This window comes from Crocosphaera sp. XPORK-15E (assembly GCF_034931425.1).
Taxonomy (GTDB): Bacteria; Cyanobacteriota; Cyanobacteriia; order Cyanobacteriales; family Microcystaceae; genus UHCC-0190.
Genome location: NZ_JAYGHQ010000006.1, coordinates 145865 through 169372 on the forward strand (window position 1 = coordinate 145865; position 23508 = coordinate 169372).

The following is a 23508-nucleotide window of genomic DNA, read 5'->3' on the forward strand; positions in this document are numbered from 1 at the left end:
TTATATCTGGTTTATGTTTCAGACCGCGCGGTTTAACTTTCTTGTTCATCACCTAACAGTTGATCTATATTAAACCCGCGTAGGCGGGTTTTGTCTGTATAGCTTAACCCTTAAGGGTTTTCGTGGGGGTCAACGGCCGTTGACCCCTAGGAAAACCTATTTTAAAAATGAGTCCCAAAAATTAAGCTTTATTCTGCTTTTTCTGAGCTAACTTACGCTTAAATGCAGTACCAAAACCCATCACAGTTACTGCTCCTAACATTGTTAAAAAGTCAGGTTCAGGAACTGACGTGGCAGCGGGAGTGATACCTATAGTAACGGTGTCAAGAGTACCGACTTGATCTTGTAAAGCGAATGTGAATGGATCAACACCAATAGCACTAAAACCACCTGCATTGCTGGCTGAGGCTAAATTAAAGTCGGTGATAGAGGCATTACTATCTGTGAAGATGATAAATGCGCTGACATCAGCTAAACTAAAAGTTGTAGAATTAGGGACAGTTGGTAGATTGGTTAAAGTTGCTTGGAATGCAGTAATTCCTGTTAATCCGAAAAAAGCCTGGTTTGGAATAAGTAAAACATCATCAATTGTTACTGTTCCCGTTCCCGTAATGGAGGTGCTATTTCCGGTGAAACTTAAATCGAAGGTAGCAGCTTGAGCTTCAGAGGTGGAAGTAACCACACCCATAAGCGCGATCGCAGCAGTAGTGGAAGCTAAAGCAAGAGGTTTGATAGATAAGCTATTCTTTACCCCCCCCGAAAATTCATAAGTTTTGCTAAACTTGCCATGAGATTTTCCTCAAAAAAAAATGATAAACCTCTTAAATATAAAGGAAATATGTAATTATGTAAAACTTTATTTAGGGGTCAACGGCCGTTGACCCCTACGAAAACGTATTTTAAAGCTTAAACGGCCACGGGACTATTAGAATGTATGAATTGCTTTTTAATAAAAGGAGTTTATTTAATAAAAAACAACTCAATGAATTATTTTGACTGGTTTTGGGTTACATTATAATCAGAGCTTTTCAAGCATAAATTATGAGTTCTTGGCGCGATCGCATTAACAAATTCACCGGAAAAACTCGTTTTGTGGTCTGTCGTATTTTCCTACACCTTGCAGGAGATGACATTGCTCCCCTCTTAGGAGTCCTAAACCATGCAGCGCGAGAAGCTATCGATGCAGAAGGAGATTTACAGGTACTCGGAGAGAGTTTAGTTGAAATTTGTCAAAATCTTCTGCAAATGAGCCTTAACTGGCAATCTGCATCCAATGAGGGGGATGTTTGTTGGGAGGAGGGAGAAGCAGGAGACTATGTTACCGAACTGTTTACCGACTCTGCACAACGTTACCTCAGTGCAGTTGTTTTTGCTGAAGATGACGAAGACAACACTCCTTTATCTTTCCCTGTTACCCGTAATTTAGTGGTGATGATCACCGTTGCTGTAACCGGAGAAGTACCAGAATTAGAAACAAACTTGGCCGATAGAGAAGCCTTAGAAGACGGTTTAAAAGCATTAATTAACCTGCATTATAAAAACCGTTTACAAGCGATTCAAGTTCATTATTCCCCTGCTCAATTTGGGGATGAACTCACCAATGATCAATTATTACTCAATTTTTCGGAACTGATTCCTTTATGATTCGCAAATTGATTACTATTTTCTTATCCTTAGCACTCTGTTGGACAACGGTGGCCTGTAGTTCTCCTACCTCAACCAAGTCCCAACCTTCTAATAATACTAGCGCGAGTGTTACTCCCCCTAATCAAGTTACAGAGGGCCGTTATCCTGTTCAACAAGCGGAATATAATGATGCAGATGGAACTTATACCCTGATGCTGCTCAATACTCCCCCAGGAAAACCCCCCACCTACCGCACCGATAATTTACAAATGGCCAGACTGACTGAGGAGCAGGTAAAAAATGGGGAAAGCACCTATTTAGAGGTGACGGGAGAGCAAGCAGTGATGCACCTGACGGAAGACTTCAAAATAGAATATGTTCACAATGTAACCGAAACCCAAACTAACCCCCAAACTGGACAACCTCAAACTGTTGTGGTGCGTCGGGAGTCTAATTTTTGGGCCCCCTTTGCGGGTGCATTAGCGGGTCAAGCATTGGGGAGTTTATTATTTACCCCACAATATTATGTTCCTCCTATGTATCAACCAGGGGGCGTAATGAGAGGTTATGGGGGTTATGGGAATACTTATACCCAAGCTAGTCAACGCTATCAAAGTCAATATAACGCACCTCCTCCAGCCGTGAAAAATCGTCAAACCTTACGGACGACAGGAAACCTTAACCGTTCTTCTTCCGGTTCCGCAACTTCTCGCCAAAAATCGTCTCCTAACGCAACTAAGTCTAGTGGTTCAGGGTTTGGTAGTAGTAATTTGAAAAATTCAGGAAGTTCTCGCTCTAATGTTCAAAGAAATTCAGGGTTTGGGAGTAGCAAGCGTTCAAGTTCTCGTTCTCGTTCTCGAAGACGTTAAACAAGCATAATGAAAATAACCAAAAGGCGCAATAATGCGTCTTTTTTTCTGAAGATCTCTATTTAATCGTAATTTTTTGGGTAACAGTCACAGCATCAAGTTGAGACGCACTGGAAGTAGATATATCATCACTAGAAAAAGCAGCTAACCAGTTCATGGTTAAGAGTCTAGGAAGCAGTAAACACAATACTGCATTAAAGATGAGCATCAGGCATAGTTGAAGATCGCTGATTTCTATAGACATACTTGTAATGGTTTTTGAGTTTTTCCTATATAGTCTATTATCAACGAAGTTTAGGAAAATAAATCAATCGCCACTTCAGAATTTCTTGTTATATCTATAAGTTTTCCTGACGTTAAGAATTGTGTCTTAATCATTGACAACATCGGTTGTATCGATATCCTCTGATTTTTTCGCTATTTCTCTGGAATTTAAGAGAAAATTGCGCTTTTTTCTGGCAATTTGTTGGAGATCAACAATGCGATCAGTTTCATCAACAATTTCCCCTGTTAAAACTTCCAAAACATCCTCTAAGGTAACGACTCCTGAAACGCCACCATATTCACCTAAAACTACCATTAAATGTTCACGAGCATCTTGAAAACTTTTTAATAGTTTATCAGCTTTAATTGTTTCAGGAACATAATAAACTGAACGAATAAAATCATGTATTTTTTCTGCCGAATTTCCTTCAATAATTGCCGTCAAAAGCTCATCTTTTAAACAATAACCCAAAATTTGATCGATTGATTCTTCAACAATTAAAATGCGACTATGTTCAGATTTGATAATCTCTGTTTGAGACTCAGCTAAGGTTAAATTTCCTTTTAAAAAAGTTAAAATTATCCGAGGAGTCATTAAGTCTGCTGCGGTTAAATCATTTAACTGAAATACTCGATGAATCATCTCAGCTTCATCACCTTCGATCACCCCTTCTTTATAACCAATCATCGTTAAAAAACGGATCTCTGCTTCATTGGTTGTGGGGAGTTTTTTCCCTTTCGTAAAGGGTGAAGTAATGTGTTCCATTAACCAAACAATGGGAGTAAAAATTAAGGTTATAAATTGAACAGGAATAGCGACAAACAAGGCAATGGGTTCCGCATATCTTTCTCCCAAAGTTTTAGGGAGAATTTCTCCAAAAATGATAATTAAAAATGTTAAAATACCAGAAAATAGTCCTAATAAAGTATCACCAAAAACTTGAGTTGCTAAGCTTCCAATAATAATACTTCCTACAATATTAAAAATATTATTGATAATCACAATCGTAGCAATAGGACGATTCATTTTACTACGAATTGCTTGTAAAGCTATTGCTTGGGGCTTTTTTGATTGTGCTAACTGTTTAACTTTGACACTGGAAACAGAAAATAATGCGGTTTCTGTACAAGAACAAATCGCCGAACCAATCAGAATAATTAAGATAACAAAAATGATATTTAACATAATTAATTATCAGTAAAATGATGACAGATTTAACTGTTTTTAATTTTATCTCGAATCATCAAAGCAGTTGCGGGGGCCAATAATACCCCATTACGATAATGACCTGTTGCTAATAAAATATGAGGATAATCAGGTAATTCTTTAATAATTGGTGCTGGTTCTCCGTCAGGACGGGGACGCTTACCCAACCAAGTTTTGATCACTGTTCCTTCCCGAAGCAGAGGACACAAGGCGATCGCTTGTTGTTTAACCTGTTCTAACAATTCTAATTCTGGCACAACTTGGCCCATTTGATCCGGAAATTCTACCGTTGCACCGATCCAATATTCATCATTTTTGATCGGAACAATATGTACATCTTCCCCAGTAATAACAGGTTGAAAATTAGCCTCTCCTAATGGATGATTTAACTTAATTTGTAATGCTTGTCCTAATACTGGTTGCATCTTGACAATCGGTTTTAAAGGGGTAATTAAAGACGTTGATCCCAATCCTGCGGCAATAATTAACCAATCAACTGTTAAGCTTTCCTGAGTTGTTTGAAGTTGATAAGATTGACCATTATTTGAGGCATCAGAGGCAATTGGTACAATATTTTGAACTTTGACTCCAAATTGACAATTAACGCCATTCTTAGCGGCTGCTGTAACAAGAGATTGAGTTAAAATTGTGGGATCAATTTGACGATCTTGGGGGGAATAAATAGCCCCAATTACACGCTCATTTTGAATCTGAGGACAGCGTTTCAAGAGATCATTTTTAGTCCAAATTTCTAACAAATAGCCTTGAGAAGCTCGAAGCTTGGCTAAACTTTCCCATCTGTCCCTGAAGTCATCGTTAAAACATAACATTAAAATCCCTTGACGATTAACTGGAATAGGGTTTCCCGTTAATCCTTCTAATTCAGGAATTAGAGTTTCATAGCGTTGTAAACTGCTTTGACGAAGTTTCCAGCCTCTCCCTTTAGTTTTATGGCTAATAATGCCCATTAATACCCCTAATGCTGCCCCAGTAGAACCAGAAGCGGGGGATTTTTCATCAATTAGGGTAATATTCAAACCATCAAGTAAACTCAATTCGTAGGCGATCGCAGATCCAATAATTCCTGCACCAATAATGGCAATACGGGTCATAGTTTTGAGATAAATTTAGATATTAAATAAGGGCATAATTAATTATGCCCCTAGAAATTTTTTCTATCAAGATGACTCAATTAGCTTGCTTTAGGGAGCAAATCTAAGAAAGCATCAAAGTGATCTACCGCATCACGGTATTGTCGTTGAGCATCAGTATTATTGTGAGCTTTGGCCGCAGTATCAAGGCGTTCAAAATGACTAAATAATTCCTGAGAGAGTTGTTTAGCTTGCTTTTGATCCTTGGGTAATAAATCACGAGTTAAATTGCTCATTTCCCGACGTAAACCACCGAGAGGCCCATGAATATAGGTACCGATGTCAATCCAATTTTGCTCAGAGATCAACTCTTTAAGCACTGACATATTTTCCCGTGCTTCTTGAATGGGTTCAATGAGAACTTGTAATTGTTCAACTTTCTCAGGGGAATAAGTTGTTGGGATCTGTGCTTGGGGACTACTGCAACTGACACAGAAGATGGTAACAGCAACCAACAACAGGGACAAAATAGACCGAAGACGTGGCATAACTTTAGTTTCTGTATAGTGGACTTTTGGCAAGATTATAAAACCCATAGATATCATTATCCTATGGGTTTTGAGTTAATTCTATGTTAATTCATGAACTAGCACCGCTCATGCAAATTTTCTAAAGCCAGGCGAATACGAGCGCATACTCCTAATTCTGGCTCATTACTTAGCATTTGCTGTAACCTAGCCACTAAGGAATCAATTAGTGTCGGTTGAGTCTTCTTGATTGAATTAGCCAAATTCTGTAAGCCCACCACCGCAGCATAACGCACCACCCATTCTGGATCATCAGAAACCTTAATTAAAGTCTCAAGCACTTGATTTTGAGCCTTGTTAACTCTTTCAGAGGGTAACTTATGCCAACAAATACCCCCTAACCCCTTGGCCGCTGAACGACGAACACTCATGGAAAAATCAGCTTTAGCGGCTTCTTGGAGGTGTTCGAGGGCAGAAGGATGACCAATACCGGCCAAAGCACGAGTCGCCCAAGCCCTCGCCCCATAATTGTAGCCATCAATTTGAGCCAAAAGATAGGAAACCGTCACATCTCCCATCTTAATCAAGCCTTCCACCGCGGCCACTGCCGCCCCTGGATTGTTGTAACCTAAAGCTTGGATCAGGGTAGGAATGGCATTTTCATGGCCGCTGGCGGCCAGAGACTGAACCGCCTTGAATAAACTCAAGGAGGAGTCAGCTTGCTCTACCTTTTTAATTAAGATTTGAACATCTTGCTCTGTCATCCCTATTCATTCAGCCCTAATAACTGCTTGGTATGGACAATAGACACCACTGTAACTCTCTGTTCCTGCACCTGATAAATTACCCGATAATTGTAGGCTAATTGCTCACGGATCGTGAGATTGTCCCCCTCAGAGATAATTTTACCGGCCATTGGATATTCCTCCAATTGACTTGTGGTATCCAGAATTTGCCGGACAACCGCAGCCGCATAAGAAGGGGAGTCACGGGCAATGTAAGTCGCAATTGCCTCAACATCCTCAACTGCTTTAGAAGACCAAATTACTCGATAAGCCATTTACTTAGTAGCCCCTCGACTTCCTGCTGTTGTAACATGGGTTCCCGTTCAGCGATCTGTAATCCTTGACGGATTTTTTCGAGAACATACAAATGATACTGGATATCTTCAATTGAACAATCATCTGGTAATTGATTCAAGATCGATTGAATTTTTGCTTTAATCGTATTCATAAGGGTTTTCAGCTAGATTTTTGCCCTAAATTTAGGGCTACTAAGGGATCATATAGAAAATCTTTTTTTTTGTCTGACTGCTTCGAGAGAATAGAGACAACAAGATTAGCCCAAAAACAGCAATTATAGATAGAATAACCTTGGTAAGATACCCCTTCAAACAGTTGCTTAATCCTTCTTAACAAGCCGAATGCAAATCAGAAGACGACCCCCCAACCCTTCCGTAGAAGTCGAAACCCTGCGTTATCAAATACCAGATCCCGATGGACAAGCAAGACATATCCTTGAAGAAATCGTTTGGCACAAGGAAAAAGAAGTCGATCGCCTCAGAGAAAGGCTTTCCTTATTAGAACTACGCAAACAAGTGAGTAAGGTTCCCCCACCCCAAGATTTTTTGGGGGCGATAGCTCAGGGAAAAACCCAACCGGCCCTAATTGCCGAAGTCAAAAAGGCCTCACCAAGTAAAGGCGTAATTCGGGCGGATTTTGACCCCGTGGCCATTGCTCAAGCATATAAGAGAGGAGGCGCGACTTGTATTTCTGTGCTTACCGATAGTAAGTTTTTTCAAGGAAGTTTTGAAAATCTGGCTTTAGTTCGTCAAGCCGTAGATATTCCCTTACTGTGTAAAGAATTCATACTCTACCCTTATCAAATCTATCTCGCACGTCTCAACGGGGCAGATGGGGTTTTACTCATTGCTGCCATTCACAAAGACTCAGATTTGCGTTATCTGATCAAAATTATTCAATCCTTGGGTATGACTCCCTTATTAGAAGTTCATTCCTTAACAGAATTGGATCGGGTTTTAGCTATTGAAGGCGTATCATTGATCGGGATCAATAACCGTAATTTAGAAACCTTTGAGGTGAATTTAGAGACAACAACCCAGCTTTTAGATGCTCGTCAAACCCAAATTAAACAATTAGGAATTTACATTGTCAGTGAATCTGGGTTACATACTCCCCAAGATTTACAAACCGTTAAAAAAGCGGGGGCCGATGCAGTTCTAATTGGAGAATCTTTAGTTAAACAACCCGATCCCGAACAGGCGATCGCTGCCTTATTTTCTTGATCCTTTAAATCAAGAAAGATCGATTAGCCAATCACTTATAAATTCGATGAAATCCTTACCCCTTCCTTCCCTCATTCATTACGAATTACTCTTACAACTGCTAGAGCGTAAAACCTTGGCAATGACCTATGAACAACCAGTTTTACAGGAACAGGTGGAACGGCTGATCGTCACCCTCCGCAAAGCCAGGGCCCAACAAAAACAACTCGAAGCCATCTGTGAACAAAGTTATATTTCCCCAGAACATCATTGGTCACTCAACAGTATTGATGCTCCCCGCTCACCCCTAATTGAACCCGTAGCTAATGCTGAAAATCTCAGGGAAACAACCTGAATTAAAGCTTAAAAATCCGTCAAAAGCTCAAAGATTTTTTCAGTGTTAGTTAAGGACGGGTTACACTAAATTTTGGACTCCCTGCAAAGAAACCATCCTCTGTGTTTTGGGCAGGGGAATTATTATTTTAAGCGCGAAGCGGGAGAGATTATTCATGCAAGATAAAAATATGCTCATGATTCCAGGGCCAACCCCCGTACCCGAAAGTGTACTGTTGGCCATGGCTAAACACCCCATCGGCCACCGAAGTGGGGATTTTAGTAATATTATTGGGGAACTGACAGAAAACCTCAAATGGCTTCACCAAACCCAGAATGATGTCCTGATGTTAACCGTCAGTGGGACAGGGGCCATGGAAGCAGGAATGATTAATTTCCTCAGTCCAGGCGATCGCGTTTTAGTCGGCAACAATGGCAAATTTGGGGAACGTTGGGTGAAAGTGGGCCAAGCTTTTGGCCTACAAGTAGAAGAAATTACAGCAGAATGGGGCAAACCCCTCAATCCTGAAGATTTTAAAGCCAAACTCACAGCAGACAGCGCAAAAACCATCAAAGCAGTCATTATCACCCATTCTGAAACCTCTACAGGGGTTCTCAATGATTTAGCCACGATCAACAAATATGTGAAAGATCACGGAGAAGCCCTAATTATCGTTGATGCTGTCACCAGTTTAGGGGCGGTTAATGTTCCTATTGATGAATGGGGACTTGATGTGGTGGGTTCTGGGTCGCAAAAAGGCTATATGATACCTCCAGGGTTAGGCTTTGTCTCTGTTAGTCCCAAGGCCTGGAAAGCTTACGAAACCGCTACCCTACCTAAGTTTTATCTCGATTTAAAAGCCTACAAGAAAGCCACGGATAAAAATAGTTCTCCCTTTACTCCTCCCGTTAACCTGATGTACGGGTTACAAGCGTCCCTAAAAATCATGAAGGCGGAAGGGTTAGAGAGTATTTTTGCCCGTCATCTTCGCTTAACTCAAGCCACCCGCGCCGCCGTTAAAGCCCTCGATTTACCCTTGTTTGCCCCGGATGATGCCGCAAGTCCTGCCATTACCGCCGTAATGCCTACAGGGGTCGATGCTGAAGCCATTCGTTCGACCATGAAGAAGCAATTTGATATTGCTTTAGCGGGGGGACAAGACGATCTCAAAGGCAAAATTTTCCGTATTGGCCATCTAGGGTTTGTCAGTGAACGAGATATCTTAACTGCGATCGCAGCTTTAGAAGCCACCTTACAAGCTTTAGGTTATGAAGGGGCAACTCCTGGGGCCGGTATTGCTGCGGCTTCTAAGGTTTTCGCTCAATAAATTCGTATCAGAGGTTTAGTAGGGGCTGGTTTTTGGCACAGTCTATCTCATGGTGTTGCCAGAGGACTCCCGTTAAATTTCTCGGTAAAAAAAGACTCACAGAGATTAACGGGAGATGAATGGCAACCAATATATTAATCCGACCGATTTTGGTTAATTTAGTGCTACAACCATTATGTAGTTCTCAGTAACCGTAAATCTCATTTATTCTTCAAAATGTTATTCAAGGCTTTCTCTTTAAAGCTGCACCTATTCCTAATACTCCTAAACTTAGTATTCCCAATATTGATGAGGGTTCGGGGATAGTAGAGGGTTCGGACGCGGATATGGTGGTGAGGATAGCACTTAATCCTGTATTATCAGAGAAAAAGTTACCGTTGTTGCCGAAACCTACGGCGAAATCAATTGTATCTCCTACAGCAATAGATAGAGTTGTAGAAAAGTTTTTAGCACTAGGACTCCCAAAACCGTTGACAAAATCGTTAAATAGGGAAGTCCCGTTACTGAGGACGTGAACATCTGTAGATGTGGGACCGACAAAATCTGTCCCGCTAAAGGTTGTTGCTAAACTGAATAAGCCACTGTGAGGTGCCGTCCAGCGAACGATGCTATATTGTCCCTGCGGTCCTGGGTGGAGAGATAGTTGTCCAGGTAGAAGTTGGCAACAAATATTAGTAACAGTGCTTGCTGTAGGATTTTGAACTATGGCAGGATTTGTTGGGGTAGCGGCATCGGACCCAAACCAAACATCTAAACCAGTAACATCAGTATATTTGTTGGTATATAAGTTGAATACACTACCTAAAGTATTTGAATCGCCATAACTCCAAACCCCATTCGGATTATTCGTTGCAGAAAAGTCAGTTGCAGCATCAAAGGTCGCGGCTTGAACAGGTGCGATCGCCAAAGAACTAACAACCAAAACAGAGGAGGCGATCGCTATTTTAGATAAGTTATTCTTACACCCCTTCGTAAAATCAATCAGTTTTGTTAATGTCATTTTTATAAAATTTCCTTAAATTTAGGGTTAATCAATTACCTGTATGATAGTCAGGTAATTAAATATTTCAGGCTAATTTTACAAATCTTTGCAATTACTTTCAACAAATTAATTAATAATAATTAATCAAGTTAAGATAAGATTAACTTTGTCAAATTTTGTCTAATTTTTTTTGCTTTTGTCTAATTTTAACGAGTAAAGTTTTGTGTAGATATAAGTATTAATTATTACGGTAAATATCTCGTCTATGTGCAATACGTCTTAAAGTCAATACCTGAGTTTTGTCATAAATATCATATAAAACCCGATATTCACCTACTCTTAAACGATATCCTTGATTATTTTTCATCTTCAGGGAGTTCGATGGTCTAGGATTTTCAGATAGGCTTAGCAAAGATTGAATGACACTATTTTGGATATCATTAGCCAATTTATCTATCTGTTTTTGCACAGCTTTAGGGATAATAATTTGATAACTCATTGATTATTGCTTTAACGATTGGCTAAATACTGTTCTAAGGTTAGGTAATCCCCTGATCTAATTTCTGGTTCAGTTTCAGTAACCGCTTGTTCATACCCCTTTATACAGTAGTATTCATCCAATTCATCTAATAGCTTTTGATAGACATTAATATCGATAACAACGGCAATGCGGTTGCCATTTACGTCAGTTAGATATTGTTCTTTAGATTCTAAACTCATTATTTAGCTTGCCAATCTACATCTCTACTGTTTCATTTTAGCGCGAGTTTAATAAAAACATCAATCCTACATCTTTTTCCGATGATCTTTATAATATATATAGCGTTTCTCGGACTTATGAGGCTTCGCCGTGAGCTTCAGCGGTTCCGTCGAGCGTCACCGTCGAGACGTTCGACGCTCGCGCGGTTGCATATTTACAATTATTTTAAACCAGTTAATTAAGAACAATTATGTTATTATAATTACCAAATAAAGTAATTTTTTTCTAAATAAGACCATGAGTCAAACACCGATTACAGTTACTTATTCCTTAGAAGAATTCTTGACGCGACTAGAGCAGAAGATGGATAGACAGTTCGCATCCATTGAGTCGAAGATAGACAATTTACAGCAAGATGTTACCATTCTTAAAGTTGAAGTTGCTGAAATCAAAGGAGAAATCAAAACCCTCGATGCTAGAGTAACTGGGCAAATCCAAGAAAGTGATACTAAACTAACGGGACAAATCAAAGAACTGGATACTAAACTAACGGGACAAATCAAAGAACTTGATACTAAACTGACGGGACAAATTCAAGAAAGTGATACTAAACTGACGGGACAAATCAAAGAACTGGATACTAAACTGACGGGACAAATCAAAGAACTTGAAGCCACCGTCAATGGAGTTAGTAAGCGACTAGATACTCAGGAATTCATCAATCGTTCCGTTGTAGTTGGCTTTATTTTGGCTATTCTTGCTGGACTAGCTAAGTTGTTTTTTCCCAATTTCATTAATTAAACTGACTATAGAAGTTATTAAATTGGTAAATTTGTCAATTAATTCAGGGTATTAGTAATAATAGGCGCAATTCCTGCTTGATCCAAAATTTCAGGAATTAAATCTTCTCGTTTAATTGCCATTAAATGAACTCCTTGACATAATTGTTTGGCTAATTGTACTTGTTCCGCCGCAATTTTTACACCTTCTTTTAAGGGTTCATTTGCATCAGCTAAACGTTTAATAATACTATCAGGAATCTCTACACCTGGCACATTATTCTTAATAAATTGAGCATTTTTAGCCGACTTTAACAAGAAAATTCCCGCTAAAATCGGCTTATCTGATTTAGCAGCAATTTGGTGCATAAACTTATCCAATTTATCAAAATCTGTAATTAATTGACTCTGGAAAAATTGCGCCCCGGCTGCCAATTTATTCTCAAATCTTCGTTGTAACCCTGACCAACTAGAAGACTGGGGATCAACTGCGGCCCCAACAAATAAATCTAAGGGATCATCTGGTAAAGACTTCTGATTATAGTCTACACCACGATTGAGATTATCAATTAACTTGAGCAATCTTACCGATTCTAACTCAAAAACTGCTCTGGCTTTGGGGTGATCCCCCGCTTTGACGGGATCGCCTGTTAAAGCTAAAATATTGCGTAATCCCAAGGCATAGGCCCCCATTAAGTCTGCTTGCAGGCCAATTACATTGCGATCGCGGCAAGCCACCTGACAGATTGGTTCTATGCCATACTGCAATAATAAGGCAGAAGCAGCCACCGAAGACATCCGCATCACGGCCCGACTGCCATCTGTGACATTTACCCCATGGACTCTCCCTTTGAGTTGTTTGGCCATCTCTAACATTCGGGTGGGGTTTCCTCCCTTGGGGGGAGTGACTTCTGCGGTGATCAGAAATTCCTTATTTTGGGCAGCTTGGCGAAAATGGTTAATCATAGAACGAGTCACAATAAATAATAAGAATTGAATAAAGTGATCTAAAGGGTGAGTAAATAGCCTAATGCGTCTTTAACCCTGTTTAAAGTGTGATTAGCAACGGCTTCAGCTTTCTCTTTGCCATCTCGTAAAACAGAATCTAAATAATCTTTATTATCCATGATTTCTTGATATTTTAGTTGAATTGGTTCGAGGGCTGCGATAGTTGTCTCACTGAGTAAGGGTTTAAATTGTCCCCATCCCATATCTTGACACTCAAGGATAACTTCTTGTTTCGTCTTTCCTGATAATAATCCATATAAGCCTAACAAATTATTACATTCAGGACGTTCTTTATTATCAAATTCTAGACCTTTGATGGGGTCAGTTTTACAGCGTTTAATTTTTTTGCCAATTAATTCTGGAGGATCTAATAAATTAATACGACTGAGATCTGATGGGTCAGATTTTGACATTTTTCGGCTGCCATCGGTTAAACTCATTACTCTGGCCCCTTCTGTACGAATTAAAGGTTCAGGTATTTTTAAAACAGGGTTTTCCGGTGTAGCAAATTGATCGTTAAACCGGGCCGCAATGTCTCTAGTTAATTCTAAATGTTGTTTTTGATCTTCTCCCACAGGCACGCGATCGGCATCATATAATAAAATATCTGCTGCCATTAATACGGGATAATCTAATAGTCCAACGCTGACATTTTCTCCTTGTTTAACGGCTTTTTCTTTAAACTGAATCATCCTTTCTAACCAGTTTAAAGGTGTGATACAGTTTAATAACCAAGCTAGTTCCGCATGGGCCGTAACATGGGATTGAACAAAGATTGTAGCATGGTTTAAATCAATGCCACAGGCGAGATAAAGAGCCGCTATGGTATAAGTATCTTGGGCTAAAGTTTTGGGGTTGTGGGGGACGGTAATCGCGTGTAAATCGACCACACAAAAGAAGTTATCATAGTTCTCTTGGATGTCTACCCAGGTGCGAATAGCCCCTAAATAGTTGCCTAGGTGCAGGTTTCCGGTTGGTTGTACCCCTGATAAGACCCTTTGTTTTCCCATTCTACCCTTATCTGAATTTTTCTTAACTGTATTATTTCTTTACAATTATGCCTGATCCTGGTGATTATGTAAAAAAGTTCCCCTATCTCATTGTAGGGGCGAACGGCCGTTCGCCCCTACTTTAATTATTATTAAGGTAAATGCAAGTCTTCTTGATGGTGGGTTACGGTGGATAATTAATTAACCAATTAACGCCATAACATATCGCCACCTAACCCACCCTACGAATAATTTAATTTTTGTCCTATCCTGAGTCATCTTAAGAATAAGTATTTCCTCAAAACATGAATCAAGACTTAAACTATTATTACCTCATTCATCAAGAAATTGCTTCTTTGCTTTTGTATCAATCAATTTTTGAAGATGAAATTGGCCAAGCATTTCTTAAACTTTTAAATTCTATTTATACTCGTAATCCAGATACCATTAATTTTAACTGTTTAACTGCCTATAGTCATTGGTTTAAAACCTTGGCATCTCAAAGCATTAGTTGGCAAGATTATCTTGTTAAAAGAATTTTAGTTGATGATAATCCTTTTAGTCAACAAGTTCAATCCCATTCTTTATCCAATATATCAAAGTCTTTGATTGAGGCAACTGAACATGATTTAAGTATTTTAAACACCTTATATAATCTTCCCTTAGAAGCCATTAGTCAATGGGTAAAAGAAGCGGCAAAAGTGCCTTTCTCTCCTTTTATTGTCCAATTTGATAACATAAATAATACTTTTTTACATCAACAAGAGCTTTGGGAAAATTGTTTAGAAGAATTAGCCAATTATTACCGTCAAAATGGTACAGGAATTTTTGCTCAATATAAAGCATTAAAATGGCAAGATAATCAATTAATTGGTATTGCCAACCCTGATCCTATTAAATTAACTGAAATTGTCGGTTATGAAGCACAAAAAGCAACCTTAATCAAAAATACAGAGATTTTATTGTCTGGTTATACCGCCCTTCATGTTTTATTATATGGCAGTCGTGGGTCAGGTAAATCTTCCCTAGTTAAAGGTTTATTAAATCAATATTATGCCCAAGGTTTAAGATTAGTAGAAGTCAATAAATCTCAACTATACAATTTACCGTTAATTGTGGATAAATTAAGAAATGTCCCACAAAAGTTTATTGTATTTGTTGATGATTTATCCTTTGAAGAAGATGACGATTCTTTTAAAGCTTTAAAGGTAGTTTTAGAAGGAAGTGTTACCGCAAGAGCAAAAAATGTTATAGTTTATGCAACATCAAATAGAAGACATTTAATTAGGGAATTTTTTGATGATCGTCCTCGTCCCAGTGATGCCGATGAAATCCATAATTGGGATACAGTACAAGAAAAATTATCCTTTAGCGATCGCTTTGGTTTAACCTTAACTTTTGAAGCAGCAAACCAAGAAACTTATCTCAATATTGTCCATCACTTATCAACAGCAGCAAAGTTGAATTTATCCCAAGATGAATTAGAATTTAAAGCGAAACAATGGGCCACCAAACATAATGGAAGATCCGGAAGAAGTGCTAGACAATTTATTGATTTTCTCCAGGGAGAATTAGGGTTAAAATATTAACAATTTACCATCATCTTTATCTATAGATTATTTGAATTATATCTCATTTAATTTATAAATAACTTGTTTATTTTCAGTCTGTTTGATAACTTTTTTGTCTGTAACTGCTTTTTTTAGCCATTTGCTTAGTTGACCAACTTGAACATCAAGATTAGTTGCTAAAGATTTCTGATCTTGTGGTTTTTTTAATTCTTGCAGAATGATAGGTAAAACAGCATAATAAAGTCTTTCTGAGGAAGATTTAAACCCATCATTACGGGAAGATATATCAGATTCTTGTAGCTTAAGTTCGGCTTTATTTTCAGGAACGACAGAATGATTATCCTGACTAAATAAAGTTAATTGAGTGTTATTTTGAGGAGATTCTATGGGTTTATATTCTGATATAGTCGTTTCAATTAATTCTTTAATCGGACGATTCCAAGGAGTGTCAGGAAATGGTTTTGCACCTTTTTTTAATAACTCTTGATTTCCTTCTGGTATTGCTCCCTGCATTCGCACCAAAACAGGTACATTCTTAATTATATTTAAAGCTTCTGTTGCTCCAGCCCATGTTCCACCTGTGTTATAGTCAGCACTAATAACTAACCCATAATTAGCCAAAGCATAGATATATTTATTGCGTCCCATAGCGTTACCAACATGAAAAGAAGCGTTAGGATCAACCGCAGAAATTAAGGTCAATTTTCCTTCTTTAATACTAGGACGATATTGGCCATTAACGGATGCTTTAAGTAAGTTATTTGCTAATATGCCAATGGCTGTCCCTCCTGCTTTTAATGTTCCTAACATCGAAGCTTGATCAACCCCTTTTGCACCGCCTGAAATCACTTGAATCTTTTGTTCTGCACAGGTTTCTACTATTCGATAAGTATAGTCTAATCCTTCTTGATCAACATTACGAGAACCCACAACAGCTAACCCTCCTTTTAATAATAAATCTTGATTACCAATCCCATATAAAATAGGAGGAGCTAAGCTTTTCAATTGTTGTTTTAATCTTTGAGGATAGTTACTATCAGCACGACTGATGACCCATAAACCTTGATTGAACCATTTTTCAACCGTTAAAGCTAATAAACCACCTCTTTGTAGCAATGAAACTAATCGGTTAGAATCTAATTTACCTATATTTAATTGAGGAAGACGATTGATAAAATTAGGGTTAATTAAGTCTTGGGGAAACATATTTTCTTCTCTTAACCAACTCGCAAGGGTGTTATATTCACCAAGGTTTAAAGGAAAGGGTTCAGTTTGACGATTTTGACCAAAACTTGCACAAAGAAGTAAAATCGCTTGAGTGTCTGGAGAAAGCATAATTGATACCAAATAACTTTAAGATAAAGAATTTAACGCTAAAGTTGTGGGAAAAACTTGACCACTTCCAGCTTGACGTAAAAGTGCAGAAACGACGGTTAATGTCCAACGAGAATCAACAAAATCATCGACTAAAAAGACAGAACCTGACATTATTTTTTCCCTATCAATGCTAAATACTCCATCTAAATTGTGCGCTTGTTGATAACTATTATTCATGGTTTTTTGGGGGGGATTTTGTTTGATTTTGCTAACCACTGGAATAAAAGGGATTTGTAAGCCATTAGCCAGTTTTTGGGCAAAATTTTGGACTAAATGGGGACGATTGAGAGAAGGAATACAAGTTATCCAAGTGGGTTTGGGTTGAGGGTTCCAGCGTTGAATCATTTCTGCCATTGCTTCTACTAATTGATCATCAAAATGATTAGTTTCATATTTTCCCTGTTTGACTAATTGTCCCCATCCTGGATCTCCCCATAAACATAATGCTCTCCCATTTTCTGCCTTTAATTCTGGTTTAATATTACCCGAAAAGTTATAAACCGAAAATGCACCTTTTAATGGCCATTTTTTTCGCGGTTCGATAATGTGATCACTGCGTTTGAGAAATATTACTGCTTGATTGAGTAAATTGAGGGAATAGATAGTAGGAATTAAATCTTTGCCTAAACAAACGGCGCATTTTCCGCAAATAGTCGGATTTTCGTCATCTAACGCAGAGGCTAAAAACTGCATCAAACAACCATTACTATTCATATAATCCCGCATTTGATCTTGTTCTTGGTAACGAATACGGGTTAATTGTTCTATTTTTTGCCGATTCGGTTGATAATTAACGGCTGTTGCATACCATTTTGATCCTTGCTTCATTACAGGTGCAGGAGATTCTAAGAAAAGTAGCTTTAATACCTTATTAATCTGTCCGCTTGATAAGTTCAAAGATTGCTCTAATTGCGGTACAGATAAACCATTTGGAGAAGATTCTAGGGTAGTTAATACTTCTTTGGTGTGAGCTTCTGGCGGAAAAGCATTATTAATAAAATACTGACTAATTTCCTCATCTTCAGCCCCACTGAGTAGAATACCATAAGCTTGTTCAACTGCTCTTCCTGCTCGTCCAACTTGCTGATAATAATGAACAACGGAGTTAGGACGTTGATAATGTATTACAAAACCTAAATCTGGTTTATCAAATCCCATCCCTAACGCCGTTGTCGCAACCAATACCTTCATTTCATTATTTAAAAGCTTATTTTCTAAAATTTCCCTTTCTTCAGTCTCTAAATCTCCATAATAAGCTTCTGCACTAATTCCTTGCTGTTTTAACCATGCTGCAACTCTTTGAGCATCCCTAACGGTTAAAGTGTAAACAATACCAGAATTTGGTAATTTAGGAATATATTGTGCCAACCAAGCGAGTCTAGCAGCCGGACTAGGAAACTCAAGATTTTGTAACTGTAAGCTTTTTCGGGTTAATTCTCCTCGACTAATTTGTAAGCTTTCTCCCAATTGTGCCTTAATATCATTGACTACTCGATTATTTGCCGTTGCTGTAGTAGCTAAAACGGGAATATTTGAAGGTAGTGCCTGTAAAATGCGAACAATACGCCGATAATCTGGCCTAAAATCATGTCCCCAATCAGAAATACAGTGCGCCTCATCTATCACAAATAAACCAATACTAGAAGCTATTGGAATTAAAATATTGTCTCTAAACTCCTCATTGGAAAGTCTTTCGGGAGAAATCAATAAAATATCAACTGTTCCTGCTAACAACTTTTCTTGAACTCTGTTCCACTCTTGAGTATTGCTAGAATTAATGGTGTCTGCTTGAACATTAATCCGTTGTGCTGCGGCAATTTGGTTACGCATCAGTGCCAGCAAGGGAGAAATTAGAAGCGTTGTTCCTGCTCCCTGATCTCTTAATAGTCTAGTTGCGATAAAATAGACTAAACTCTTTCCCCATCCTGTCCTTTGAACGACTAACAAACGAGAACGATTCTGCACTAAGTCTGAAATAGCTTCCCACTGTCCGTCTCGAAAGTTAGCATTAGGGTTATTTAAAGCATTACGGAGGTATCGTAACGCCTTGTCATGAAGTTGACTTGTCATAGAAAAATGAAAATTAATTATATTAGTAGTATTCCCAATCCTTTTGATAAAATTCACAATAGGATATTGATTTTTCCTATATTACCAATATTTTGTCTTGAAAAATGAATTATGCTAACAGAAAAAACAAAAATTAGTATCTTAAAAACCCCTACTCAAGAAGCTTGGATCGAACAAGCAATTAATAATTTAGATGTAATTTTATTAGATCATTCCCATTGTGAAAGAAAAGCCGCAGGTGTTGCCTTAAATTTGATGTTTCGTTATTCTTCTAATACGGTTTTAGTCAGAAAATTAACCGCGATCGCCCAAGAAGAATTAGAACATTTTGAACAAGTTAATCAATGGTTAGAACAGAGAAATATTCCCCTAGGCCCCATTTCTTCCCCTCCCTATGGAGCAAAATTAAGGGGCGCAATGAGAAACCAAGAACCCGAAAGATTGTTAGATTCTCTATTAGTTGCCGCCTTAATAGAAGCGAGATCCCACGAAAGATTAGGACTACTAGGAACCCATTGTCCTGATGAAAACTTAGCTAAATTTTACCGTAGTTTAATGGCATCAGAAGCGCGACATTATGGCATTTATTGGGTATTAGCTGATACTTATTATGATCGAGATTTAGTACAAACAAGACTCGATGAATTATCAATCATTGAAAGTAATATTTTAACGACATTACACCCACAACCCAGAATACATAGTTAAAATTCAGATCTTGCACCAACACCGAAAAGCTAAAAAAATCCGATTTTTAAACCATGAAACCCTGATTCTTTCGTGGAAATTTAGGCAAAAAATCGGATTTTTGGTTCATGTGCAGGATGTGAGTAAAAGGTGGGCAATGCCCACCCTACAATTAAAAACGATTAATCCTCAGCAAAAACATAACGATATAATTCACTAGGATCAGGTTCAGGACTTTCCTCAGCAAACTTAACCGCATCATCAACAGAAGCTTGAACTTTTTGCTGAATAGCTTTTAATTCATCCTGGTTAGCCAAATTCTGTTCTATCAAATAATTAGCTAATCGTTCAATGGGATCTTTGCCGCCCCAAAATTCTTTTTCATCAGGCGATCGCATTTCATCAGGATCAGCCAAAGAATGGCCGCGAAAACGATAAGTTAAGGCTTCGATCAAGGTTGGCCCTTCTCCAGCACGGGCGCGGGCCACAGCCTCTTGGGCCACTTGTCGCACCGCTAAGACATCCATCCCATCAACTTCCACCCCAACCATATTAAAAACACTAGCTTTTTTGTAGATTTCCGGTTGAGAAGTCGCCCGATCATGAGCCATACCGATCGCCCATTTATTATTTTCTACCACATAAATAATCGGCAAATTCCAAAGGGCGGCCATATTCAAACATTCAAAAAATTGACCATTATTGCTGGCCCCATCTCCAAAGAAACAAGCCGTCACTTGATCCGCATTTTGATCCCCCATCACTTCCCGTCGATATTTACTCTGAAAAGCTGCCCCCGTAGCCACCGGAATACCTTCAGCTACAAAAGCATAACCCCCCAATAAACGGTGTTTTTCCGAGAATAAGTGCATCGAACCGCCGCGGCCCTTACTACAGCCTGTAGCCTTACCAAACAACTCCGCCATCACCTCACGGGGAGGAACCCCACAACTCAAAGCATGGACGTGATCTCGGTAGGTACTTGACACATAATCTTCATCAGAACGTAACGATTTAATAATGCCTGTAGAAACCGCTTCTTGTCCGTTGTAGAGGTGGACAAAGCCAAACATTCGGCCCCGATAATACATTTCAGCACATTTATCTTCAAACAGCCGTCCTAGGGTCATATCTTCGTAGAGGATTAATCCTTCCTCTTTGGTAATTTGGACAGCAGTTGTGTTAAATTCAGGCAAAGTACGTTCAGAAACCATAAAAACTAAACAATATAAAGAACATTTGAACTGTTAAAAAGGAGAGCCAACCAAGATCAAAAAATATTGCTAAAATTGTATGCTTAGATGAGCTATCCTAGAGGCTTAAAGAAAAAATCGATAACCTCCAGTTTTAGTTTAAACTGAATAGGCATTGTCAAGTAAAGCGATTGGATTGAAAATCAATAAAAAACTTTTTACTAAAATGAACCTTTAAGTTACAATTTTCCCAACCAACGTCTTTAGCAAAGACAGCCAAGAATCCTAAACCCTGTTCGATGATAAATTATCATCACTCCTGTAATCTCCAATGTACTGAGTCACCCTGCTCTGAGGAAGTCAACCGTGCGCATACCGCTCGACTACTACAGAATTTTGGGGATTTTTCCCCAAGCCACAGATGAGCAACTTCGCCAAGCTTATCGAGATCGTAGTGTTCAATTACCCCGTCGGGAATATAGCCAAACAGCGATCAAAGCCAGAAAACAGTTGCTAGACCAAGCCTATGGCCTTTTTTGCGATCCCGGCCAGAGAGTCGCCTATGAAGCACAATTTCTCGAAGATCAGTTGTCTGATGAATCAGTAGGGGAAGGAGGATTCTCCTTGTCAGGGACGGGGGCCACAGCAGAAAGTTCCTCAGCCAAAGCTTCAGGAATTGACATTGAACCGCAACAGTTACCTGGTATTCTATTAATTCTCCAAGAACTGGGAGAATACGAATTAGTCATCAAATTTGGGGAGCGTTATCTCAGCATTTTGCCTTCCTCATCTTTGACCTTAGAATTAACCGATAATTCAGCCAAAAATCGAGCCGATACAATTTTAAGTATTGCCCTTGCTTATTTAGAAATTAGTCGAGAGCAATGGCAACAAGAAAATTATGAGAAGGCGGCCGGTTATGGCGTTAAAGGCCTAGCTTTACTGGAAAAAAATACCCTCTTTCCTTCAGTTCAAGCCGAAATATGCACAGAACTTGATAAATTACGACCTTACCGCATTTTAGAATTATTAGTCCAACCCGAAACCGAAAAAGCTGCCCGTAAGACGGGAATAGATCTCCTCAAATCCATGTTAAAAGAGCGACAAGGAATTGATGGTCGAGGGGATGATAGATCTGGTTTGGGTATTGATGACTTTTTGCGCTTTATTCAACAAATTCGGACTTATCTAACAGCCAAAGAACAACAAGATTTGTTTCTCGCTGAAGCACAACGTCCCTCATCCGTGGCCGCTTATTTAGGGGTATATGCCCTGATCTCCCGTGGTTTTGCCGAAAAAGAACCCGCCTTAATGGTGGAAGCGCAGACCATTTTAGATGGCTTAGAACAACGTCAAGATGTCTCTCTTGAGCAAGCAATTTGCGCCTTATTATTGGGACAAACTCAGACAGCCACCCAAGCCCTAGAACGGTGTCAGGATCAACAAGCGTTAAAATATATCAAGGACTGTTCTCAAGGCTCTCCCGACTTTCTGCCAGGGCTTTGCTTATACGGAGAGCATTGGTTACAAACGGAAGTCTTTACCCATTTCCGAGATTTAGCCAAACAACGAGCTTCTTTAAAAGAATACTTTGCTGACCAGCAGGTTCAAGCCTATCTCGAACAACTCGCCTCAATAGAACAGGAAACTGAAGTCTCAACGGCCCAAAGTGTGACGCAAAATCGGGCATTAGGTAAGGCTAAGACCGCCACCAGTCGCGCTACTGCCATTGCTTACCCAGTGTATCAACAGAATCAGGTAATGGTCAGTGGAGGTGGCGCGGCAGTGGCGGCAGCTATGCCAAATCCTTCTACGGCCCCCGTTGATATTCGTTCGGCCCGTCGTCGTAAACACAAGCGCAATTCCCCTCAAAAAGCCCATGAGGAACCAAGGGTTGCCACTAACCCTAATCCTTCCCAAAAACCGCAATTAACGCCGCCAGAACCTGTTTCTACTGCGACAGTAAAGCCTTCAAGCAAACCCTATACCCCTGCTCGGCGAAGACCCCGTCCCACCCTTGCTTTTAATCGGAAAATGGGACTAACGATTTTAGGCGGTTTAGGGTTAGTTGTATTATCTTTGACTTTGCTCCATCAGGGGACTTCTCCCTTATCTGCCCTGGAAGAAGGGCAATATGGGGTATTTTTAAATAAATCCCTGATTGAGATCCCTCCTGCTGATGCTCAAATTACCACCCCCACGGGAATGTTGACAAAGGAAGGGGCAACACACATAGTAGAAATGTGGCTATCGAGCAAGGCTCAAGCTTTTGGTAAACAACAGGATGTTGACGCATTAAATAAGGTTTTAGCCGAACCCTTATTGTCCCAATGGCGCGATCGCGCTCAAAAACTTAAGGCAAATCAAAATTATTGGACTTATCAACATCAAGTTAAGGTTGAGACGTTTCAAGTCAATAAGAATAATCCTAATAAAGCAATAGTAGAGGCGAATGTTCAAGAAGTCGCTCAATTCTATCAACAAGGACAAAAAGGCCGGGGCTATAATGATAACCTGCAAGTTCGCTATGATTTAGCTCGTCAAGGCGATCGCTGGTTAATTCAGAATATTAATGTTATTAACTAAATTAGGGCTGTTGGGTTAATAACTAAGGTTCCTAAAA

General features: G+C 39.2%; 25 protein-coding genes. 9 read left to right on the forward strand and 16 right to left on the reverse strand.

Features of this window, described 5'->3' with window-relative positions; all coding sequences use genetic code 11:
• Positions 1–181 precede the first annotated feature (181 nt).
• Complete coding sequence (locus tag VB691_RS07245; protein ID WP_323290804.1) at positions 182–682, reverse strand: PEP-CTERM sorting domain-containing protein; 501 nt, start codon at positions 680–682, stop codon at positions 182–184.
• A 359-nt stretch (positions 683–1041) separates the two neighbouring features.
• Here VB691_RS07245 and VB691_RS07250 point away from each other — a divergent pair, with 359 nt between their 5' ends.
• Positions 1042–1644 carry a DUF1517 domain-containing protein gene (locus tag VB691_RS07250; protein ID WP_323290805.1) on the forward strand — a complete coding sequence of 201 codons (603 nt, stop codon included), beginning with the start codon at positions 1042–1044 and terminating at the stop codon, positions 1642–1644.
• Positions 1641–2495 (forward strand): hypothetical protein, encoded by an 855-nt coding sequence (locus tag VB691_RS07255; protein WP_323290806.1) that lies wholly within the window; start codon positions 1641–1643, stop codon positions 2493–2495. Before VB691_RS07250 ends, VB691_RS07255 begins: the two co-directional genes overlap by 4 nt.
• A gap of 58 nt (positions 2496–2553) precedes the next feature.
• Here the strand turns inward: VB691_RS07255 and VB691_RS07260 are convergent, their stop codons facing one another.
• The 7 genes from VB691_RS07260 to VB691_RS07290 all read right to left on the reverse strand — a co-directional run bounded on the left by VB691_RS07260 (position 2554) and on the right by VB691_RS07290 (position 6817).
• Positions 2554–2739 (reverse strand): hypothetical protein, encoded by a 186-nt coding sequence (locus VB691_RS07260; RefSeq protein WP_323290807.1) that lies wholly within the window; start codon positions 2737–2739, stop codon positions 2554–2556.
• A 126-nt stretch (positions 2740–2865) separates the two neighbouring features.
• The gene (locus VB691_RS07265) at positions 2866–3945 is read right to left on the reverse strand and encodes a hemolysin family protein (protein ID WP_323290808.1); all 1080 of its coding nucleotides are present in this window, start codon (positions 3943–3945) and stop codon (positions 2866–2868) included.
• A gap of 29 nt (positions 3946–3974) precedes the next feature.
• Positions 3975–5078: an FAD-dependent oxidoreductase gene (locus VB691_RS07270; protein ID WP_323290809.1), complete on the reverse strand. Its 1104-nt coding sequence runs from the start codon at positions 5076–5078 to the stop codon at positions 3975–3977.
• Positions 5079–5158: 80 nt separating this feature from the next.
• Positions 5159–5605: a photosystem II protein PsbQ gene (gene psbQ, locus VB691_RS07275; RefSeq protein WP_323290810.1), complete on the reverse strand. Its 447-nt coding sequence runs from the start codon at positions 5603–5605 to the stop codon at positions 5159–5161.
• A gap of 98 nt (positions 5606–5703) precedes the next feature.
• Entirely contained in the window at positions 5704–6348 is a 645-nt protein-coding gene (locus VB691_RS07280; RefSeq protein WP_323290811.1) for a HEAT repeat domain-containing protein, read from the reverse strand.
• Positions 6349–6350: 2 nt separating this feature from the next.
• Positions 6351–6644, reverse strand: coding sequence for a type II toxin-antitoxin system RelE/ParE family toxin (locus tag VB691_RS07285; RefSeq protein WP_323290812.1), 294 nt, complete (start codon positions 6642–6644; stop codon positions 6351–6353).
• Positions 6629–6817: a hypothetical protein gene (locus VB691_RS07290; protein ID WP_323290813.1), complete on the reverse strand. Its 189-nt coding sequence runs from the start codon at positions 6815–6817 to the stop codon at positions 6629–6631. Before VB691_RS07290 ends, VB691_RS07285 begins: the two co-directional genes overlap by 16 nt.
• Positions 6818–7007: 190 nt before the next feature.
• On the opposite strand from VB691_RS07290, the gene trpC reads away from it, so the two are divergent.
• The 3 genes from trpC to VB691_RS07305 all read left to right on the forward strand — a co-directional run bounded on the left by trpC (position 7008) and on the right by VB691_RS07305 (position 9529).
• Entirely contained in the window at positions 7008–7889 is an 882-nt protein-coding gene (trpC, locus tag VB691_RS07295; protein ID WP_323290814.1) for an indole-3-glycerol phosphate synthase TrpC, read from the forward strand.
• Between the two features lie 46 nt (positions 7890–7935).
• Complete coding sequence (locus VB691_RS07300; RefSeq protein WP_323290815.1) at positions 7936–8223, forward strand: DUF5340 domain-containing protein; 288 nt, start codon at positions 7936–7938, stop codon at positions 8221–8223.
• Between the two features lie 154 nt (positions 8224–8377).
• The gene (locus VB691_RS07305) at positions 8378–9529 is read left to right on the forward strand and encodes an alanine--glyoxylate aminotransferase family protein (RefSeq protein WP_323290816.1); all 1152 of its coding nucleotides are present in this window, start codon (positions 8378–8380) and stop codon (positions 9527–9529) included.
• A 223-nt stretch (positions 9530–9752) separates the two neighbouring features.
• On the opposite strand, the gene VB691_RS07310 is transcribed toward VB691_RS07305, so the two are convergent.
• From VB691_RS07310 to VB691_RS07320, 3 genes are all read right to left on the reverse strand, one after another.
• Positions 9753–10529 carry a PEP-CTERM sorting domain-containing protein gene (locus VB691_RS07310; RefSeq protein WP_323290817.1) on the reverse strand — a complete coding sequence of 259 codons (777 nt, stop codon included), beginning with the start codon at positions 10527–10529 and terminating at the stop codon, positions 9753–9755.
• A 220-nt stretch (positions 10530–10749) separates the two neighbouring features.
• Positions 10750–11010 (reverse strand): type II toxin-antitoxin system RelE/ParE family toxin, encoded by a 261-nt coding sequence (locus VB691_RS07315; protein ID WP_323290818.1) that lies wholly within the window; start codon positions 11008–11010, stop codon positions 10750–10752.
• Positions 11011–11021: 11 nt separating this feature from the next.
• Positions 11022–11231, reverse strand: coding sequence for a hypothetical protein (locus VB691_RS07320; RefSeq protein ID WP_323290819.1), 210 nt, complete (start codon positions 11229–11231; stop codon positions 11022–11024).
• 277 nt (positions 11232–11508) lie between these two features.
• On the opposite strand from VB691_RS07320, the gene VB691_RS07325 reads away from it, so the two are divergent.
• Positions 11509–12012 carry a Bdr protein gene (locus VB691_RS07325; protein WP_323290820.1) on the forward strand — a complete coding sequence of 168 codons (504 nt, stop codon included), beginning with the start codon at positions 11509–11511 and terminating at the stop codon, positions 12010–12012.
• A gap of 38 nt (positions 12013–12050) precedes the next feature.
• On the opposite strand, the gene VB691_RS07330 is transcribed toward VB691_RS07325, so the two are convergent.
• Positions 12051–12956, reverse strand: a complete 906-nt coding sequence (locus tag VB691_RS07330) for a methylenetetrahydrofolate reductase (RefSeq protein ID WP_323291019.1) — start codon at positions 12954–12956, stop codon at positions 12051–12053.
• 41 nt (positions 12957–12997) lie between these two features.
• The gene (trpS, locus tag VB691_RS07335) at positions 12998–14008 is read right to left on the reverse strand and encodes a tryptophan--tRNA ligase (RefSeq protein ID WP_323290821.1); all 1011 of its coding nucleotides are present in this window, start codon (positions 14006–14008) and stop codon (positions 12998–13000) included.
• 284 nt (positions 14009–14292) lie between these two features.
• Here trpS and VB691_RS07340 point away from each other — a divergent pair, with 284 nt between their 5' ends.
• Positions 14293–15576: an ATP-binding protein gene (locus VB691_RS07340; RefSeq protein ID WP_323290822.1), complete on the forward strand. Its 1284-nt coding sequence runs from the start codon at positions 14293–14295 to the stop codon at positions 15574–15576.
• A 36-nt stretch (positions 15577–15612) separates the two neighbouring features.
• Here the strand turns inward: VB691_RS07340 and VB691_RS07345 are convergent, their stop codons facing one another.
• Both VB691_RS07345 and VB691_RS07350 read right to left on the reverse strand, forming a co-directional pair.
• Positions 15613–16893 (reverse strand): DNA-processing protein DprA, encoded by a 1281-nt coding sequence (locus VB691_RS07345; RefSeq protein ID WP_323290823.1) that lies wholly within the window; start codon positions 16891–16893, stop codon positions 15613–15615.
• A gap of 18 nt (positions 16894–16911) precedes the next feature.
• Positions 16912–19005: a RecQ family ATP-dependent DNA helicase gene (locus VB691_RS07350; protein WP_323290824.1), complete on the reverse strand. Its 2094-nt coding sequence runs from the start codon at positions 19003–19005 to the stop codon at positions 16912–16914.
• 111 nt (positions 19006–19116) lie between these two features.
• Between VB691_RS07350 and VB691_RS07355 the strand changes: the two genes are divergently transcribed.
• Positions 19117–19713 carry a tRNA-(ms[2]io[6]A)-hydroxylase gene (locus VB691_RS07355; RefSeq protein ID WP_323290825.1) on the forward strand — a complete coding sequence of 199 codons (597 nt, stop codon included), beginning with the start codon at positions 19117–19119 and terminating at the stop codon, positions 19711–19713.
• A gap of 161 nt (positions 19714–19874) precedes the next feature.
• Here the strand turns inward: VB691_RS07355 and pdhA are convergent, their stop codons facing one another.
• Positions 19875–20906 carry a pyruvate dehydrogenase (acetyl-transferring) E1 component subunit alpha gene (gene pdhA, locus VB691_RS07360; protein WP_323290826.1) on the reverse strand — a complete coding sequence of 344 codons (1032 nt, stop codon included), beginning with the start codon at positions 20904–20906 and terminating at the stop codon, positions 19875–19877.
• A 345-nt stretch (positions 20907–21251) separates the two neighbouring features.
• Here pdhA and VB691_RS07365 point away from each other — a divergent pair, with 345 nt between their 5' ends.
• The gene (locus VB691_RS07365; RefSeq protein ID WP_323290827.1) at positions 21252–23471 is read left to right on the forward strand and encodes an IMS domain-containing protein; all 2220 of its coding nucleotides are present in this window, start codon (positions 21252–21254) and stop codon (positions 23469–23471) included.
• The last annotated feature ends 37 nt before the right edge of the window (positions 23472–23508 follow it).